Origin of the sequence: Arhodomonas sp. AD133 (genome assembly GCF_051195215.1) — a bacterium.
Lineage (GTDB): Bacteria > Pseudomonadota > Gammaproteobacteria > Nitrococcales > Nitrococcaceae > Arhodomonas.
On sequence record NZ_JBNAZM010000003.1, the window covers coordinates 87990 to 103166 of the forward strand.

Consider the following 15177-nt stretch of genomic DNA (forward strand, 5'->3'; position numbering starts at 1 on the left):
CGCGCATCATCCCGTCAGGCCGCCACCCACGCCCGGGCAAGATCCAAGTAGTTGGACATGTGGGGCGCCACCCCGCGCACACGCTGTGCCACCGGGCGCAGGGCATTGGGGAAATAGGTAATCACCGCCGGCACCTCCTCGTTGAGGATGGTGGCGAGCCGGGTGGCGAGCTCGGAGCGCTTACCCGCGTCCGCCTCGGCCTCGAAGGCTTCCAGCAGCCGGTCGAACTCGTCATTCTTCCAGTGCGGCGCGTTCCACTCGGCATCGCTGCGGAACGCGGAGGCGAGGATCTGCCCCGCCGTTGGCCGCGCCGTCCACTCGGTGAGTCCCATGGTCACCTCGGTCCAGTGACCGTAGTAGACGTTCAGCGGCTCCACGTTGAGCGTCAGGCGGATGCCCACGTCGGCGAGCATCTGCTGGGCGAATACCGCGTATTGCGGCAGCTCGGCGAAGCGCCCGGTGTACAGGGGTACCTCGAAGCCATCGGGGTGCCCCGCCTCGGCGAGCAGCCGCTTCGCCGCCGCCACGTCCCGCTCGCGCTGGGGGATATCCACCGACTCCGGGTAGATGGGCGCGATGGGATGATCGTTGCCGAGCTGCGCGCGGCCGCCGAGGAGATTGTCCACCATGGCGGGGCGATTCATGGCGAGAGCCACTGCCTGACGCACGCGCACGTCGTCGAACGGTGGCTGATCGGTGCGCATGGTGAGCTGCCGGGTCATCGCCGATGGCGTGGTGAGCACCTCCACGCCCCCCGACTCCAGCAGCGGTTTGGCGTCCACCGGCCCCACCAGCAGCATCATGTCCACCTCGCCGCCCTCCAGGGCCAGGACCTGGGGCTGGGCCGAGCCGTAAATGGCACACTCCACCCGATCCAGGTAAGGCTTCGGTGCATCCCAGTAGTCCGGGTTGCGCTCGAAGGTGGCGGACTCCTGGGGTTTGTAGTCGATCAGCCGGAACGGCCCCGTGCCCACCGGGTTGGCGGCGAAATCGCCGGCATAGTCCGCCGGCAGGATGATGGCGTTATAGGTCTGCGTGTAATACGGGAAGCTGCCCACCGCGCGGTCCAGCTCGAAAATCACGCGGTAGTCACCGTCGGCGTTCACGCCCTCGGGCTTCAAGAACGGCAGCTGGGCAGCGGCCGCCGTGGGATCGTCCGGGTCCACCAGGCGGCGGAACGTGGCGACCACGTCCGCGGCAGTCATCTCCCGGCCGTCGTGAAAACGCACGCCGCGGCGCAGCTCGAAGACCCAGCGCTGCCCGCCCTGCTCCGGGTGCCAGTCAGTGGCGAGCACCGGACGCAGGGAGAGATCCTCCTCCGCCCAGACGAGATACTCGCCCACCTGCTGGATAAGGGCGATACCGCCGCCGGTGCTCACCTTCAAGGGGTCGATGGTCTTCAGCGAGGGCAAGGCGACCCGCAGGGTTCCGCCGCGCCGGGGCTGCCCCTCGGCGGCCCGCAACACGTTGGGCCACAGACCACTGGTACCGGCAGCGACGCCGGCAGCACCCACGGCCTGTACCAAGCGTCGACGCCGACGGTCGACGACGGGGCGCCCGGTTGCGGTGCGATTGTCCTGGGTCACGACGACTTCCTCGCTATCCTGAAGATTTTTGCCCGATCTTACTAACCTTTTCGAAAGTATTGCCAGGTCTCAGCGCCACTGCGCGGTGTCTCGGCAAGGCGCGGGAGCGCCGGCGTGGCGAGGCTCACGTCAAGCGAGCGCAACGCCGCCGAGGCGCCGCGCAGTGGCGCCCTGCGGGTGGCCGTGTGCGCCGTTGTGGACAGCGTTGCTCGTCGCTCATGTAGGCCTTGCTACACGTCGCTCCTCGCGCCACTGACCATCGAGGCGAGTGACTCGGGAAATCGCAAGCCCGTTGTGGCGGCATACCCACGAAGGCCTGTCGAAGCGAACAACGGCGCACACGGCCACTGAGACCTGGCAATACTTTCGAAAAGGTTAGCACCAATCTTCTCAGAGGTATTGTCATGTGTCAGCCGCATGTCGCGTCGCGCCATACGCCACTCATGCGCTTTTCGATTCCCATCGTGACCCTTCGTGCGCTTGGCGTCTTGGTGATTGGTCCCGTCACTCGAGCCGCTTGGCGGCGGCGCCGGCGTTACGTACGCTTTCGGCGATTTCCGATTGGATCGCCGCGTACCAAGGAGCCCGCCCCATCATGAAACTCGCCTCGTGGAACGTGAACTCGCTGAAGGTCCGCCTGCCCCAGGTTCTGCAATGGCTCGAGCAGGCCCAACCGGACATCCTCGGCCTGCAGGAAACCAAGCTCACCGACGAGAACTTTCCCGCCGAGGCCATTCGCGAAGCGGGTTACGAGGTGGTCTACGCCGGCCAGAAGACCTATAACGGCGTCGCCGTGGTCGCGCGCACACCGCCGTCCGACGTCGTCACCGACATCCCGGGCCTCCAGGACCCTCAACGTCGCGTGCTCGCTGCCACGGTGGGCGAGACACGCTTCGTCAACCTGTACGTGCCCAACGGCAAGGCGGTGGGCGACGAGAAATACCACTACAAGCTCGACTGGCTCGCGCGGTTGCGGGACTGGCTCGCCGCCGAGCTCGAGCGTCACCCGCGCCTGGCAGTGGTGGGGGATTTCAACATCGCCCCGGAGGATCGCGACGTCCACGACCCCGAGGAATGGCACGAGAAGATCCTGTGCTCGACGCCGGAACGCGAGGCGCTGCAGGCGCTCGTCGCGCTGGGGCTCAGCGACAGCTTCCGGCGCTTCGACCAGCCCGAGAAAACGTTCTCATGGTGGGACTACCGCATGAACAACTTCCGGCGTAACCGCGGCCTGCGCATCGACCTGCTGCTGACCTCGCCCACGCTGACCGAGAGGCTGAGCGCCAGCTACGTCGACCGTGAACCGCGCACGTGGGAGCGCCCTTCGGATCACGCCCCGGTCGTGGCGGAGTTCACAACGTAATCAACCGGTTGCCGGCAGCCGCTTCGTGCCGATCAAAATGCCACCGTCGTGTGACCCCGACCGCCGTCCGCAGCGATGGACCGCTGGCATACTCCGCGCGCTTCGCGGGGGTCAATGACGAGGCACCTTCGGGCACGAAGAGGTCAACAATGACGCTAGGCACTATCGCGCACCAAGGGGTTCGAATCCTATTGGTATCCATGCTGATCGCCGGCTGCGGCGGTGGGGGCGGCGGCAGCAGCACGCCGACGGACGACGGTACCAATGCCGAATCGAACGACGCCGGAACGCAAGCGCAATCCCCTGAGGACACCGATACCACTGCACCCGACGACGGGACGGACGACTCGGAAGACGGGCCCGGATCCGAGTCCGAGAGTGAACCGGAATCCGGAAACGATACCGGCTCCGGAAGTGATTCCGGCTCCGGAAGTGATTCCGGCTCCGGGAGTGATTCCGGCTCCGGGAGTGATTCCGGCTCCGGGAGTGATTCCGGCTCCGGGAGTGACTCCGGCTCCGGGAGTGACTCCGGCTCCGGGAGTGACTCCGGCTCCGGGACTGACTCCGACGCCGGGACTGACTCCGACGCCGGGACTGACTCCGACGCCGGGACTGACTCCGACGCCGGGACTGACTCCGACGCCGAGACTGACTCCGACGCCGGAAGCGAATCCGGCACCGGGTCCGGTTCGCAGACGGAACCGGACACCACGACTGAGGACGTGAGTGTCAGTTGGAGCGCGCCCACGCAGCGCACGGATGGCTCGCAACTGGCAATGAGCGAGCTCGGCGGCTATCGGCTGTTCTACGGAACGAGCCCGGGTGACTACGAGCACTCCGTGCGTATCGATGACCCGTATCAGCGGTCGTATACCATAGAGGCGCTCGATGCCGGGCAGTATTACATCGCCATACGGACTTACGATGCCAAGGGCCGGAAGAGCCCGCTGTCGAAAGTGCTGCAGGTAACCATCGAATAGACGGTGGCGGTCGTGATGGCCGGCGCTGACAGCGCCGGCCACACCCGTGAAACTCAGCCGAACAGCCAGTTCCCGACATCCGGCACGGGCTCGCGCCGGTCCAGCCACTGCATACCCTTCACGCAGCGCACGATCAGCCAGACCACGGTGAACAGCAGCACCAGCCATCCGATGAGGATCGGCGTGGTGACCGAGCCGATCACGGAATAGAGCAACCCGATCCAGAAGGTGCGAATCTGCCAGGTGTAATGGCTGCGCAGCCAATCGGACGCCTCGCTGCGGTAGATGTAGGCCATGATCACGCCGATGAGCCCGGTCACCCCGGCGACGATCGCGACCAGGTAGAGGATGTAGATGACCCGGACATAGCCGGTATCACCCTCGCGCACTCGTTCGCTGACCTCGTTCATGCCCGCTCCCTGTCCGCAGTGTCTAATGCGAGCGCCAGTATGACGCGATGCACGGCACAGACAAGTACACTACGCCCGGCACTCACGCTGCTGGGAGATCCCCGTGCAATACGACGACCTGCGCGACTTCATCGCCAAGCTGGAGGCGGACGGCGAGCTCAAGCGCATCCGCCGGCCGGTGGACCCGAACCTGGAGATGACCGAAGTCTGCGACCGCACGCTGCGCCGCAGCGGACCCGCCCTGCTGTTCGAATCCCCGGTCGGTCACGACACACCCGTGCTCGGTAACCTGTTCGGCACACCGTACCGGGTGGCGCTGGGCATGGGAGCAGACGATACCGAGGCGCTGCGTGAGATCGGTCGTCTGCTCGCCTTTCTCAAAGAGCCCGATCCGCCCCGGGGCATGCGCGAAGCCTGGCAGAGCCTGCCCATCTTCAAGAAGGTGCTCGACATGGCACCCAAGAAGGTACGGCGGGCCGCGTGCCAGGAGGTGGTGCTCGAAGGCGACGACGTGGACCTCTCCCGCCTGCCCATCCAGACCTGCTGGCCGGGGGACGCCGGGCCGCTGATCACCTGGGCGCTGGTGACCACCCGCGGGCCACACAAGGAGCGCCAGAACCTGGGCATCTATCGCCAGCAGGTAATCGGGCGCAACCGGGTGATCATGCGCTGGCTCTCCCACCGCGGCGGTGCGCTCGACTTCCAGGAGTGGCAGCAGGCACATCCCGGTGAGCCCTTCCCCATCGCCGTGAGCCTGGGCGCCGACCCGGCGACCATTCTAGGCGCGGTCACACCGGTACCGGACAGCCTCTCGGAATACGCTTTCGCCGGCCTGCTGCGCGGCCGACGCACGGAGCTGGCGCGCTGCCTGGGCTCGGAACTGCAGGTACCGGCAAGCGCGGAATACGTACTCGAAGGCCACATCCACCCGGACGACACCGCGCCCGAGGGTCCCTTCGGCGACCATACCGGCTACTACAACGAGGTGGAGACCTTCCCCGTCTTTACCATCGAGCGCATCACGCACCGTCGCGACCCCATCTATCACAGCACCTACACGGGCCGCCCGCCGGATGAGCCGGCGGTGCTCGGTCTCGCGCTGAACGAGGTTTTCGTGCCGCTGCTGCAGAAGCAGTTCCCGGAAATCGTCGACTTCTACTTGCCGCCGGAAGGGTGCAGCTACCGCATGGCGGTGGTGAGCATGAACAAACAGTACCCCGGCCACGCCAAGCGCGTGATGTTCGGCGTGTGGTCGTTCCTGCGACAGTTCATGTACACCAAGTTCGTCGTGGTGGTGGACGACGACGTCAACGCCCGCGACTGGCAGGACGTCATCTGGGCAATGACCACCCGCATGGACCCGGCGCGGGACACGGTGCTCGTGGAGAACACACCCATCGACTATCTGGATTTCGCCTCACCCGTCTCCGGCCTCGGCTCGAAAATGGGCATGGACGCCACCAGCAAGTGGCCCGGCGAGACCGAACGCGAATGGGGTCGCCCCATCCGCATGGACGATGACGTGCGCTCACGGGTGGATGCGTATTGGGACGAGCTCGGGATCGACTGATCGGGTTTCGGGTTTCGGGTTTCGGGTTTCGGGTTTCGGACAATGTAACGCAATTGCAGGAAGCGGGTCGTTGAGGTTTTTGCAATGTCCCCTACAATTCTTCGTGCATCAATGTATTGAAGCGAAAACAGATAGGGACATCGACGATGAAAACACGCTTTGCCTCATCGGGGCTCTTTTGCGCTTCATTGCTGCTGTCTGCTTGCACGGCACTGCCGCCAGCGACTGAAGAGCCGGACTCACTCGCCGCCGAAGTCTGTGAAGTCACCCGCCAACGGCTTGCCTCGGCACAGCCGGAAACGCCGGCAACGCAGGCGCTGGCAACCCGGATCGACACGAATTGCGAACAGCTTGGCCGGGCCTATGCCGAGGCGTTGCGCGATGCCGCGCTGGCGGGCGGGGCGTCTTCGGCGCCACCCCTTCGCAGCCCCCAGGATCCGGACGACGTCGTGCGGCGGGGGGAACGAATCCGGATAGTGCTTTGGACCAATGCGAACACCGTCGAGCGCTTCTATTCCGGTGAAACGGGAAGCACCCCTTCAGGTAAACCGGTGGTATGGGTATCACTGGCACCCGAGCTAAAACAATGGTGCTCGAGTCTCGATTGGAACCCGTCCACGCCCGAACGACTGGCCGCCGGTTATCAACGGATCTCTCAGCGACTCGGGCTACCGCCCTATTCACTGAACAATCGCGTCGTCGCGTTGTGGGTGAAGCCCGATCGGCTACTGCGTCCCTGCGCGGACCCGGGAACCGAGGATGATTCCTGCAGCTCGGACTTTCCTGCCAGCATCGACGTCCCGGATCTGACTCGGGAGGCCTATGCCACCTGGTTCGCCGACAATGTCGGCTACGCCTACAGTGCGGGCGGTGCGCCCTGGACCCGTTACGGCTGGACGTATGACTGGGCCAACGATACCGAAGACGCACCCTATGGGATCACCGAGTTCATGCTCGCCCCCGATACCGACTACGAGATAGCGGGCAGGTACAAGGCGGAAGACTACTGCACGATGTGACCCACCGGATCGTTGTGGGAGCGTCGAGGGTGGCGGCGGGGTGAATACGGTTGAATGAAGGTGGACTGCGCTAGCGCAACGTCCACCCTTCTAGAGGGTCATGTCGTCAACGCGCCGCGTTTGGCGATCGCAGTGACGAACTCCGAATTCACCTATGAACCTTTCGACTTCGTACTTCGAAGCCGATCTCAGCTCTCCGGTTCCTCAGGGTCCACCGCGTAATCAAATGAGTCGTAATACAGATTCGCCGGATCCAGACCATGCTTTTCGAAGTCACGCTGAGCCGCCGCGATCATGCCGGGCGGGCCGCTCATGTAGACCTCGAAACCGGCGAGATTGGGATGATCCTGGAGCACGATGTTGTGCACCAGCCCGATGTGGCCTTCCCACTCATCGTCCGGTTCGGGCTCGGAGAGCACTGGCGTGTAGCGAAAGCCCTCGTGCTCGGCGGCCCACCGGCGCGGTAGCTCGTCGAGGTACAGATCCCGCCGAGCCCGGGCCCCCCAGTAAAGATGAATGGGCCGGTTGAGGCCCACGTGAAAGGCGTGCTCGATCATGCCTTTCAGCGGCGCGAATCCCGTGCCCCCACCGATCATGAGGATCGGGCGGGTGGAATCCTCGCGCAGGAAGAAACTCCCGAACGGCCCCTCGAACCGCAGCAGCGCACGCTCCTTGAGCTCGTCGAATACGTAACCGGTGAAGCGCCCGTCCGGCACGTGACGCACGTGCAATTCCAGCAATTCGTCGTCATGGGGCGGATTGGCGAGCGAGAAGCTCCGCCGGCGCCCGCCGCGGAGCAGGAAATCCAGGTACTGCCCCGGCAGGAACTGCAGCCGTTCATTACCCGGCGTGCGCAGCCACAGCCGACGGACATCGTGGGCGAGCTCGTCCACACGCTCCACACGGCACGGAAGCTTGCGCGGCTGGATGTCCTCCGCCGAGCGCACTTCACGTACCTCGATGGCGAGATCGCTGACCGCGCGGGCCTGGCAGAACAACGCCTGGCCCACGGCTTCCTCCGCCTCGGACAGCGCCGGCGGCCGGCTACCGTCGGGATAGGCGATTTCACCCTCGACCACTTTGCCCATGCAGGTGCCGCAAGTGCCACCACGGCAACTGTAAGGCAAGATGAGGCCGTGACGCAGCGCCGCAGCGAGCACCGGCTCGTCGTCCTCCACAGTGAACTCGTGATGCGTGTTCTCGATGCGAACTCGATGACTCATCGCGCTTCCTGCGTGGATACCATAATGGGGGTCGGCGCATTGTCGCCGACACGCGCGTCAAGTTGAAAGCGCAAATCAGCCGTCGTCCCGCGCCCTGCGCTTCTCCAGCACCGCCAGAAAGAACCCCTCCCACACCCCCTCGCCCACGATACGACGCGCGTGGTTAACGCCCTGACGATACGTACGGCCCCGCCATGAAGTGATACCGGGCAGCGCGGTCACCGGTGGCTCGAACGGCGGCGGCACGACGTCCAGAACGCCATCCCAGCGAACCAGGGCGGCATCGATGACAGCCTCGTTCTCCTCCGGCGCATACGTGCAAGTCGCGTAGACGAGACGTCCCCCCGGACGCAGCGCTCGAATGGCCGAGTCCAGCAATCGCGCCTGCAGCCTGGCCAGGCGCTTTATCCGCTTCATGCCCCAGTCGGCATAAGTCTCCGGCTCGTCAGCACGGATGCGCGCCTCCGCCGAGCAGGGCGCATCCAGCAGGACGCGGTCGAACCGCTCCGGCGTGAGACGGCCAACGCGGGCACCGTCCTTGAGATAGGGCACTACGCACGTCGCCCCCTGGGCGGCGCAATTGGCACGCAGCTTGAAGAATCTCGGGCGCGAGCGCTCCACCGCCGCAAGCCGGCCACGATTGTCCATGGCAACGGCCATCACCAGAGTCTTGCCGCCCGGGGCGGCGGCCAGATCGAGAACCTCCTCACCCGGCCGGGGATCCAGATACATGGGCGCGAGCATACTCGACGGGTTCTGAATGTAGACCTCGCCGGCTGCCGCCGGCGCGCTCTCGGTGAGCGCACGTCGCTGCGACGCCGGCACCGCGAAACAGTCGTCACGAAACGACAGGGGCTCCGGCGTCAACCCGGCCGCACGCAGCCCCCCGAGGACCGACAGGACACTCGCCTGCAGCGTATTGACCCGAAAGACCGTTGACGGCGCGGACTCGACGAGGCGGCGCCGCCAGGCCGCCATGGCGTCGGCGCCCAGCAAATCCTGCTGTCGCGCTATCAGCTCGAGGGGGAGATGTTCCTCTGGTAACACCGTTACTGCCCTGATCGCGATGCAAACATTCAGGGCACGGATTATACTGGCGCGCGGTTTTCGCGGTGCAGCAGAGACGGCCATGCCCTACGCGGACGCCGGCGACGCCCGGCTCTATTATGAGACCCACGGCAACGGCGAGCGTGCCGTGGTGCTGATCATGGGGCTGGGCGGCACAGTCGAGGCCTGGGGCATGCAGATCCCGGCGCTCGCCCGCCACAACCGGGTGGTGGTGCTCGACAATCGCGGCTGCGGGCGAAGCCGCAGTGAACGCGAGAGCTGGTCGCTGGACACCATGGCCGACGATGTCGCCGCCATCATGAATGCGGCGGACGTCGAGCACGCCCACGTGGTGGGCGTCTCCATGGGCGGGCTCATCGCCCAGCAGCTCTACCACCGGATACCGCGGCGGGTCACCAGCCTCACCCTCGGTTGCACGGGCCCCGGCGTGAACGATCCCGCCTTCACGCCGCCGGACCCCGCCGTCGAACGGGTGCTCACTCTGGACCGCAACGCGGTGGGTCACGCTGATGCGGTACGCCGCCTCACCGAGATTTTCTATCATCCGGACTACCGTGCACGGGTACCGGATCTCGTCGAACGCCTGTTACGCTTCGAGACGGATCTCGGCACATCCACACAGGGGCTGCACGCCCAGCTGGATGCCGTCTATGCGCATCCCGGCCAGGGGTGCCGGCTCGCCGATATAACGGTTCCCACGCTGGTGCTCCACGGCGAGGACGACATCGTCTGGCCCGTGGAGAATGGCGAATACCTCGCCAATACCATTCCCGGCGCCCGCCTTGAGCGATTCCCGGGCGCTGGGCACATGTTCATGATGGAGCAGGCGCGCGCGTTCAACCGCGCCGTGCTGACGTTCATAGAAGAACTGGAGTAACCCGCGGTGAACACCAAGGCTCGCCCGTCGCTGATCGTCGTTGCCCTGATGGCGGCCGCCATCGCCGGCTGCGCCACGAATACCGCCAGGCCACAGGCCGACAGCACCGAGAACGATCCGCTGGAGCCGCTCAACCGTAAGGTCTACGCATTCAACCAGGGGCTCGACGATTATGCCATCGGCCCGGCGTCGCGTGCGTGGACCGCTGTGACCCCCAACGCCCTGCGCGAAGGCGTGAGCAACTTCTTCGACAATCTGGCCTACCCGGGCGTACTGGTGAATGACCTGCTCCAGGCCAAGTTCGGCTACGCCGCGCAGGACACCATGCGCTTCGCGGTAAACTCCACCCTCGGGCTCGCGGGCTTCTTCGACCCGGCAAGCTCCATGGGCCTGCAGTCCCGCGCGGAAGATTTCGGTCAGACCCTCGGCTACTGGGGCACCGCCAGCGGCCCGTACCTCGAGGTCCCCGTGTTCGGGCCATCCAGCGCGCGCGATGTCACCCGCTATCCGATGGGTTACTACACCAACGTGATCACCTACGTGGCGCTGGACACAGCCACCCTGGGCGGGCTGACGGCCATTAACGTCGTCAACACCCGCGCCGAGCTGGACGGCGCCGTGCGCCTGCGCAACGAAGCCGCCCTGGACCCGTACGCCTTCACCCGCTCCACCTACCGCCAGTACCGGCGCAACCAGGTCTACGACGGCAACCCGCCGGAGACCGAGGACCCGTACGCCGAGATGTTCGAATCACTGGACGCACCGGCGGATTCAACCGAGCTCAGCGAGTAGCCGCTGCACCGCCGAATGCGCGCTGCCGGCGTAGGGGCCGCCGAACAGGTTGAAGTGATTGAGCAGGTGATAGAGCTGGTAGAGGGTACGGCGTAGCGGGTAACCCGCGTCGAGGGGCCAGGCCTCGTCATAGGCCGCGTAGAACGCCCGTGGAAACGCACCGAAAAGCTCGCTCAGGGCAAGATCGCATTCGCGGTCGCCGTAATGGACGGCCGGGTCGTAGATCACCGGCCGGCCATCGGCATCGAAAGCCGCATTGCCGCCCCAGAGGTCACCGTGGAGCAGCGACGGTACCGGCGTATAACCGGTGAACAACCCCGACAGGTCATCACACAGGCGCTCGCCGTCGCGCAGCAACCCGCGCGGCGCACCATTGCCGGCGGCCAGCTCCAGCTGGTGCCCGAGCCGCCAGCGCGCGAAAAACACCACCCAATCGGTTTCCCGGGGGTTGGGCTGCGGTGTCGTGCCAATCGTATTGTCACGATGCCAGCCGAACGTATCCGCGCGGCACCGGTGCATCGCGGCCAGGGCCCGTCCGAAAAGCGCCCAGCCACCCTCCCGCGGCGCCGCCAGGTCCAGCCAATCCATGACCAGATAGCTTCGCCCCGCGGCCACGCCCCGGGCGATCACCCGCGGCACCCGCGGCCCGTCGCCAACCCAAGCCATCTCGGCGAGCCCTTCCGCCTCGGCGGCGAACATCTCCGCACGGTCGGCGGTATTGAGCTTGACGAAGTAATCGCCGAAACGGTAAGCATCATTGATATCGCCGCCACCGACGCGCTGCACGGCGGTCGCCGGAGCAGCCCCCCGGGCGGCGGCGATCGTCTCGGCGATGTCGGCCCAGACGTCCGAATGGCTCATTGCGTCGCTCCTTCGCAGGTCAGCCGGCGGGCACGATTGCGCAGCTGTCCGGGCAGTGCAAGGCGCTCCAGGGCGGCCGGATCGGTGCCGCGCCATCCCGCCGCGGCATGATCGTGGTCGATGCGCACGTCTGTGCGGATGAGGCTGAGTTCCCGGGAGAGAAACGCCTGCTCGCGATGGCTCTCCAGCAATCCCCGGATCCGGCGCGCACCGCGGATACCCGAGGCGGTCACGGCCGCTGTATCCTCATACAACGCGTCCAGGCTGCCGAATGCCGCGAGCAGCGCGGCAGCGGTTTTGCGACCAATGCCGGGCACCCCCGGAATGTTGTCGACGCTGTCGCCGGCGAGCGCCAGCAGATCCGCCACCTGCGCCGGCGCCACGCCCAGCATCTCGGTCGCACCGGCTGGGTCGAGCCAGCGGTCGCGCGCGGCGTCCCACCACCAGTCCCCCGCTTCCAGCAGCTGGGCATAGTCCTTGTCGGCGGTAACGTAGACCATGTGGTGCCCCGCGGCGCGCCAGTGGCGGGCGGCACTGCCGATGAGATCGTCGGCTTCGTATGCCGGGCTCGCCAGCGTCACTATCCCCAGGGCTTCGGCGAGCGCCCGGCACACGGCGAACTGGCGCTCCAGATCCGGCGGCGGCGGTGGCCGGTTGGCCTTGTACGCGGGGTAGAGACCATGGCGGAAGGAGGTCGTCAGGCTCTCGTCGAAACCGCAGACGACATGGCTGGCGCCCTCGTATTCGATGAGATCGCAGAGAAACGCGCCGAATCCGTAGACGGCATTGGCACACGCCCCGCGCTCATCGCGCACCGCCTCGGGCACAGCGAACCAGGCGCGAAAGATGTAGACACTGGCGTCAACGAGATAGAGCGGTCGATACACGGTCGCGGGCGGCCGCGTTGCTGACGGACCCGGCGCAGTGTAGGCGAGGGTGGTGAATATGGCCACCGCCGCGGGCGCGGCAACGGCTACTGCGTTGGCCGCGTGACGCGCTCGCGCAGGGGACTGCGGCGGGGGAAATGCGCGCGCAGGAAGGCCATCTGGTCTGCGAGGATCCGCCGGCCCTGAAGGTAGACGTATTCCGCATGGGTGGGCGTGAACGGCACCGCCAGGAGTTGCATCCCGGCCTCCTCCGGCGTGCGGTTGCCCTTGTGGTTGTTGCAGCGTTTGCAGGCGCTGACCACGTTGTTCCACACGTCATAGCCGCCGCGGCTGACCGGTTTGACGTGATCGCGGGAGAGCAGGCCGGTACGATGGCGGTCGCCGCAGTACAGGCAGAGGCTGTCATCGCGGCGGAACAGGGTGGCGTTGTTCAGGGGCGGGATATAGCCGGCGTGGCCTTTGAGGGCGGCTTGCGCTGCACCGTCGGTGGCGATGATCGAGTTGACTTCGATAACGCTCCGTCGCCCGGTGAGTGCGTTGTAGCCACCGCGTACTCGATACAGCCGCTGCCCGCAGGCATAGGCGACCTGCCCGAGATAGTACAGCCGCACCGCGTCCTGATAGGTAATCCACTCCAGCGGCATGCCGGAGACATCGGTGCGGAGTATGTGGTGCTCCAGACCCAACATGAGTCCACCCCGCTTGATCCACCGCTAACACGAGCGGCCGGATGTTGCTATGCCCGTTATTCCACAAGGGCAGTCTGCCGTGCAACCATTACAGGCCTCTGACATTGATTGTCGACAATAATTGTTGACAGATCCGGTTTGAATAGAGCAAAACTATCTAAAATATAATTTCCATTGATTAGCGACCGCGGTCTGTGGTTCATATACTGCGTGCCGTTGCGACCGGCCCACGGCCGGGGCGCATCCGCCGAACACGGCGGGTGGGTCGTTTCGCACACTACCCCCGCTCTGCGCGGGGCGCCGACGGCCCGCAGCCGCCCAACCCGGCGGCGCGGGATCGAGGAGAGCCACGCGCCGCACCGTCGGCGGGGGAAGCCTTCCCCGTACAACAGATGACAAGACGGGAGACATTTCCATGACGATCAAAGTTGCCGTGCCCAAGGAAACGGCATCCGGCGAACGCCGGGTGGCGCTGGTGCCGAGCGTCGTCAAACAGCTCGACAAGCTGGGCGTGGAGATTCTGCTCCAGGCAGGCGCCGGCGAGGCGAGCGGATTCAACGACGCCGACTACGAGGGCGTGAAAATCGTCGCCGATGCCGACGAGCTCTACGCTCAGGGCGATATCGTCCTGCGCGTGCAGCCGCCCACCGACGACGAGGCCGCGAAAATCAAGGAAGGTGCGTGCCTGCTCGGTTTCCTCTCTCCCCACGAGGGTGACAAGCGCATCAACACCCTGCTCGAACGCAAGATCTCGAGCTTTCCCATGGAGCTGGTGCCGCGCATAACACGGGCACAGTCCATCGACGCCCTGTCCTCCCAGGCGAACCTCGCCGGTTACAAGTGTGCGCTGATCGCCGCTACCCGCAGCCCGCGGCTCTTTCCCATGCTGACAACCGCGGCGGGCACCATCCGCCCGGCCAAGGTGCTGGTCATCGGCGCCGGCGTCGCCGGCCTGCAGGCCATCGCCACGGCGAAACGCCTGGGCGCCATCGTCGAGGCCTACGACGTGCGTTCGGCGACCAAGGAGCAGGTGGAGTCACTGGGCGGCAAGTTCGTCGACACCGGCGTCAAGGCCGAAGGCGAAGGCGGCTACGCCCGCGAGCTCACCGCCGAGGAGAAAGCGCAGCAGCAGGAAGTGCTCGCCGAGCACATCGCCGCCGCGGACGCTGTGATCACCACCGCTGCCATCCCCGGCAGGCAGGCGCCGACGATCATCGACAAAGCGACCGTGGAGCGTATGAAACGCGGCGCCGTGATCGTGGACATGGCCGCCGAGACAGGCGGCAACTGCGAGATCACGAAGGCCGGCAAGGACGCGACGCACAAGGGCGTACTCGTCGTCGGGCCCACCAATATCGCCAGCTCCGCAGCCACCCACGCCAGCGAGATGTACGCGCGCAACCTCTACAACCTGCTCGCGCTGCTGGTGAAGGAGGGTGAGCTCAACCTCGACTGGGAAGACCAGGTCATCGCCGACACGTGCCTCACCCACGACGGCGAGATCAAGCACGGCCCCACGCGCGAGCGCCTGGAAGGAGGTAGCAAGTAATGGTCATCGAAGGATTCCTCGCCCTGTACATCTTCATGCTCGCCGCGTTCACCGGCTACGAGGTGATCGCACGGGTGCCCGTTATCCTGCATACGCCGCTGATGTCGGGCTCGAACTTCGTCCACGGCATCGTCGTGGTCGGCGCCATGGTCGTCCTCGGTCATGCGGAGACCGTCACCGAGCAGGTGATCGGCTTCATCGCGGTGCTGCTCGCCGCCGGTAACGCGGTGGGCGGCTACGTGGTGACCGAGCGCATGCTCGAGATGTTCAAGAGCAAGGACGAGCAGTAAGCAGGAGGCCCCG

At 65.8% G+C, this 15177-nt stretch carries 15 protein-coding genes; 8 read left to right on the forward strand and 7 right to left on the reverse strand.

Annotated features, from left to right (window positions below; genetic code table 11):
• Positions 1 to 14: 14 nt before the first annotated feature.
• The gene (locus ACPEES_RS03000; protein ID WP_435100920.1) at positions 15 to 1586 is read right to left on the reverse strand and encodes an ABC transporter substrate-binding protein; all 1572 of its coding nucleotides are present in this window, start codon (positions 1584 to 1586) and stop codon (positions 15 to 17) included.
• A 595-nt stretch (positions 1587 to 2181) separates the two neighbouring features.
• Between ACPEES_RS03000 and xth the strand changes: the two genes are divergently transcribed.
• Entirely contained in the window at positions 2182 to 2949 is a 768-nt protein-coding gene (gene xth, locus ACPEES_RS03005; protein ID WP_435100922.1) for an exodeoxyribonuclease III, read from the forward strand.
• 200 nt (positions 2950 to 3149) lie between these two features.
• On the forward strand, positions 3150 to 3929 hold the full coding sequence (locus tag ACPEES_RS03010; protein ID WP_435100924.1) for a hypothetical protein: 780 nt from the start codon (positions 3150 to 3152) through the stop codon (positions 3927 to 3929).
• A gap of 53 nt (positions 3930 to 3982) precedes the next feature.
• Here the strand turns inward: ACPEES_RS03010 and ACPEES_RS03015 are convergent, their stop codons facing one another.
• On the reverse strand, positions 3983 to 4339 hold the full coding sequence (locus tag ACPEES_RS03015; RefSeq protein WP_435100926.1) for a DUF4870 family protein: 357 nt from the start codon (positions 4337 to 4339) through the stop codon (positions 3983 to 3985).
• A 103-nt stretch (positions 4340 to 4442) separates the two neighbouring features.
• On the opposite strand from ACPEES_RS03015, the gene ubiD reads away from it, so the two are divergent.
• Both ubiD and ACPEES_RS03025 read left to right on the forward strand, forming a co-directional pair.
• The gene (gene ubiD, locus ACPEES_RS03020; RefSeq protein ID WP_435100928.1) at positions 4443 to 5909 is read left to right on the forward strand and encodes a 4-hydroxy-3-polyprenylbenzoate decarboxylase; all 1467 of its coding nucleotides are present in this window, start codon (positions 4443 to 4445) and stop codon (positions 5907 to 5909) included.
• A gap of 116 nt (positions 5910 to 6025) precedes the next feature.
• On the forward strand, positions 6026 to 6928 hold the full coding sequence (locus ACPEES_RS03025) for a hypothetical protein (protein WP_435100929.1): 903 nt from the start codon (positions 6026 to 6028) through the stop codon (positions 6926 to 6928).
• Positions 6929 to 7116: 188 nt separating this feature from the next.
• Here ACPEES_RS03025 and ACPEES_RS03030 read toward each other — a convergent pair whose 3' ends face one another.
• Both ACPEES_RS03030 and ACPEES_RS03035 read right to left on the reverse strand, forming a co-directional pair.
• Positions 7117 to 8151: a CDP-6-deoxy-delta-3,4-glucoseen reductase gene (locus ACPEES_RS03030; protein ID WP_435100931.1), complete on the reverse strand. Its 1035-nt coding sequence runs from the start codon at positions 8149 to 8151 to the stop codon at positions 7117 to 7119.
• A 75-nt stretch (positions 8152 to 8226) separates the two neighbouring features.
• Positions 8227 to 9198, reverse strand: a complete 972-nt coding sequence (locus tag ACPEES_RS03035; protein ID WP_435100933.1) for an RsmB/NOP family class I SAM-dependent RNA methyltransferase — start codon at positions 9196 to 9198, stop codon at positions 8227 to 8229.
• Between the two features lie 82 nt (positions 9199 to 9280).
• On the opposite strand from ACPEES_RS03035, the gene ACPEES_RS03040 reads away from it, so the two are divergent.
• Both ACPEES_RS03040 and ACPEES_RS03045 read left to right on the forward strand, forming a co-directional pair.
• Complete coding sequence (locus tag ACPEES_RS03040) at positions 9281 to 10096, forward strand: alpha/beta fold hydrolase (protein WP_435100935.1); 816 nt, start codon at positions 9281 to 9283, stop codon at positions 10094 to 10096.
• Between the two features lie 6 nt (positions 10097 to 10102).
• On the forward strand, positions 10103 to 10888 hold the full coding sequence (locus ACPEES_RS03045) for an MlaA family lipoprotein (RefSeq protein ID WP_435100937.1): 786 nt from the start codon (positions 10103 to 10105) through the stop codon (positions 10886 to 10888).
• Here ACPEES_RS03045 and ACPEES_RS03050 read toward each other — a convergent pair.
• The 3 genes from ACPEES_RS03050 to ACPEES_RS03060 form a co-directional block, all read right to left on the reverse strand.
• Positions 10868 to 11749, reverse strand: a complete 882-nt coding sequence (locus ACPEES_RS03050) for a fructosamine kinase family protein (RefSeq protein ID WP_435100939.1) — start codon at positions 11747 to 11749, stop codon at positions 10868 to 10870. The two genes, ACPEES_RS03045 and ACPEES_RS03050, sit on opposite strands and share 21 nt — an antisense overlap.
• Complete coding sequence (locus ACPEES_RS03055; RefSeq protein WP_435100941.1) at positions 11746 to 12636, reverse strand: 5'-3' exonuclease; 891 nt, start codon at positions 12634 to 12636, stop codon at positions 11746 to 11748. The genes ACPEES_RS03050 and ACPEES_RS03055 overlap by 4 nt, the downstream gene beginning before the upstream one ends.
• Before the next feature lie 86 nt (positions 12637 to 12722).
• Positions 12723 to 13325: an HNH endonuclease gene (locus ACPEES_RS03060; protein WP_435100943.1), complete on the reverse strand. Its 603-nt coding sequence runs from the start codon at positions 13323 to 13325 to the stop codon at positions 12723 to 12725.
• Positions 13326 to 13740: 415 nt separating this feature from the next.
• Between ACPEES_RS03060 and ACPEES_RS03065 the strand changes: the two genes are divergently transcribed.
• Positions 13741 to 14874, forward strand: coding sequence for a Re/Si-specific NAD(P)(+) transhydrogenase subunit alpha (locus ACPEES_RS03065; protein WP_435100945.1), 1134 nt, complete (start codon positions 13741 to 13743; stop codon positions 14872 to 14874).
• Complete coding sequence (locus ACPEES_RS03070; protein WP_435100947.1) at positions 14874 to 15164, forward strand: NAD(P) transhydrogenase subunit alpha; 291 nt, start codon at positions 14874 to 14876, stop codon at positions 15162 to 15164. The genes ACPEES_RS03065 and ACPEES_RS03070 overlap by 1 nt, the downstream gene beginning before the upstream one ends.
• Positions 15165 to 15177: the final 13 nt, after the last annotated feature.

Excerpts from the sequence above, each read along its gene's own strand:
- ACPEES_RS03010 (WP_435100924.1), top strand. The coding sequence starts at position 3,150 with ATGCTGATCGCCGGCTGCGGCGGTGGGGGCGGCGGCAGCAGCACGCCG.
- xth (WP_435100922.1), top strand. The coding sequence starts at position 2,182 with ATGAAACTCGCCTCGTGGAACGTGAACTCGCTGAAGGTCCGCCTGCCC.
- ACPEES_RS03015 (WP_435100926.1), bottom strand. The coding sequence starts at position 4,339 with ATGAACGAGGTCAGCGAACGAGTGCGCGAGGGTGATACCGGCTATGTC.
- ACPEES_RS03040 (WP_435100935.1), top strand. The coding sequence starts at position 9,281 with ATGCCCTACGCGGACGCCGGCGACGCCCGGCTCTATTATGAGACCCAC.
- ACPEES_RS03070 (WP_435100947.1), top strand. The coding sequence starts at position 14,874 with ATGGTCATCGAAGGATTCCTCGCCCTGTACATCTTCATGCTCGCCGCG.
- ACPEES_RS03060 (WP_435100943.1), bottom strand. The coding sequence starts at position 13,325 with ATGTTGGGTCTGGAGCACCACATACTCCGCACCGATGTCTCCGGCATG.
- ACPEES_RS03065 (WP_435100945.1), top strand. The coding sequence starts at position 13,741 with ATGACGATCAAAGTTGCCGTGCCCAAGGAAACGGCATCCGGCGAACGC.
- ACPEES_RS03050 (WP_435100939.1), bottom strand. The coding sequence starts at position 11,749 with ATGAGCCATTCGGACGTCTGGGCCGACATCGCCGAGACGATCGCCGCC.
- ACPEES_RS03030 (WP_435100931.1), bottom strand. The coding sequence starts at position 8,151 with ATGAGTCATCGAGTTCGCATCGAGAACACGCATCACGAGTTCACTGTG.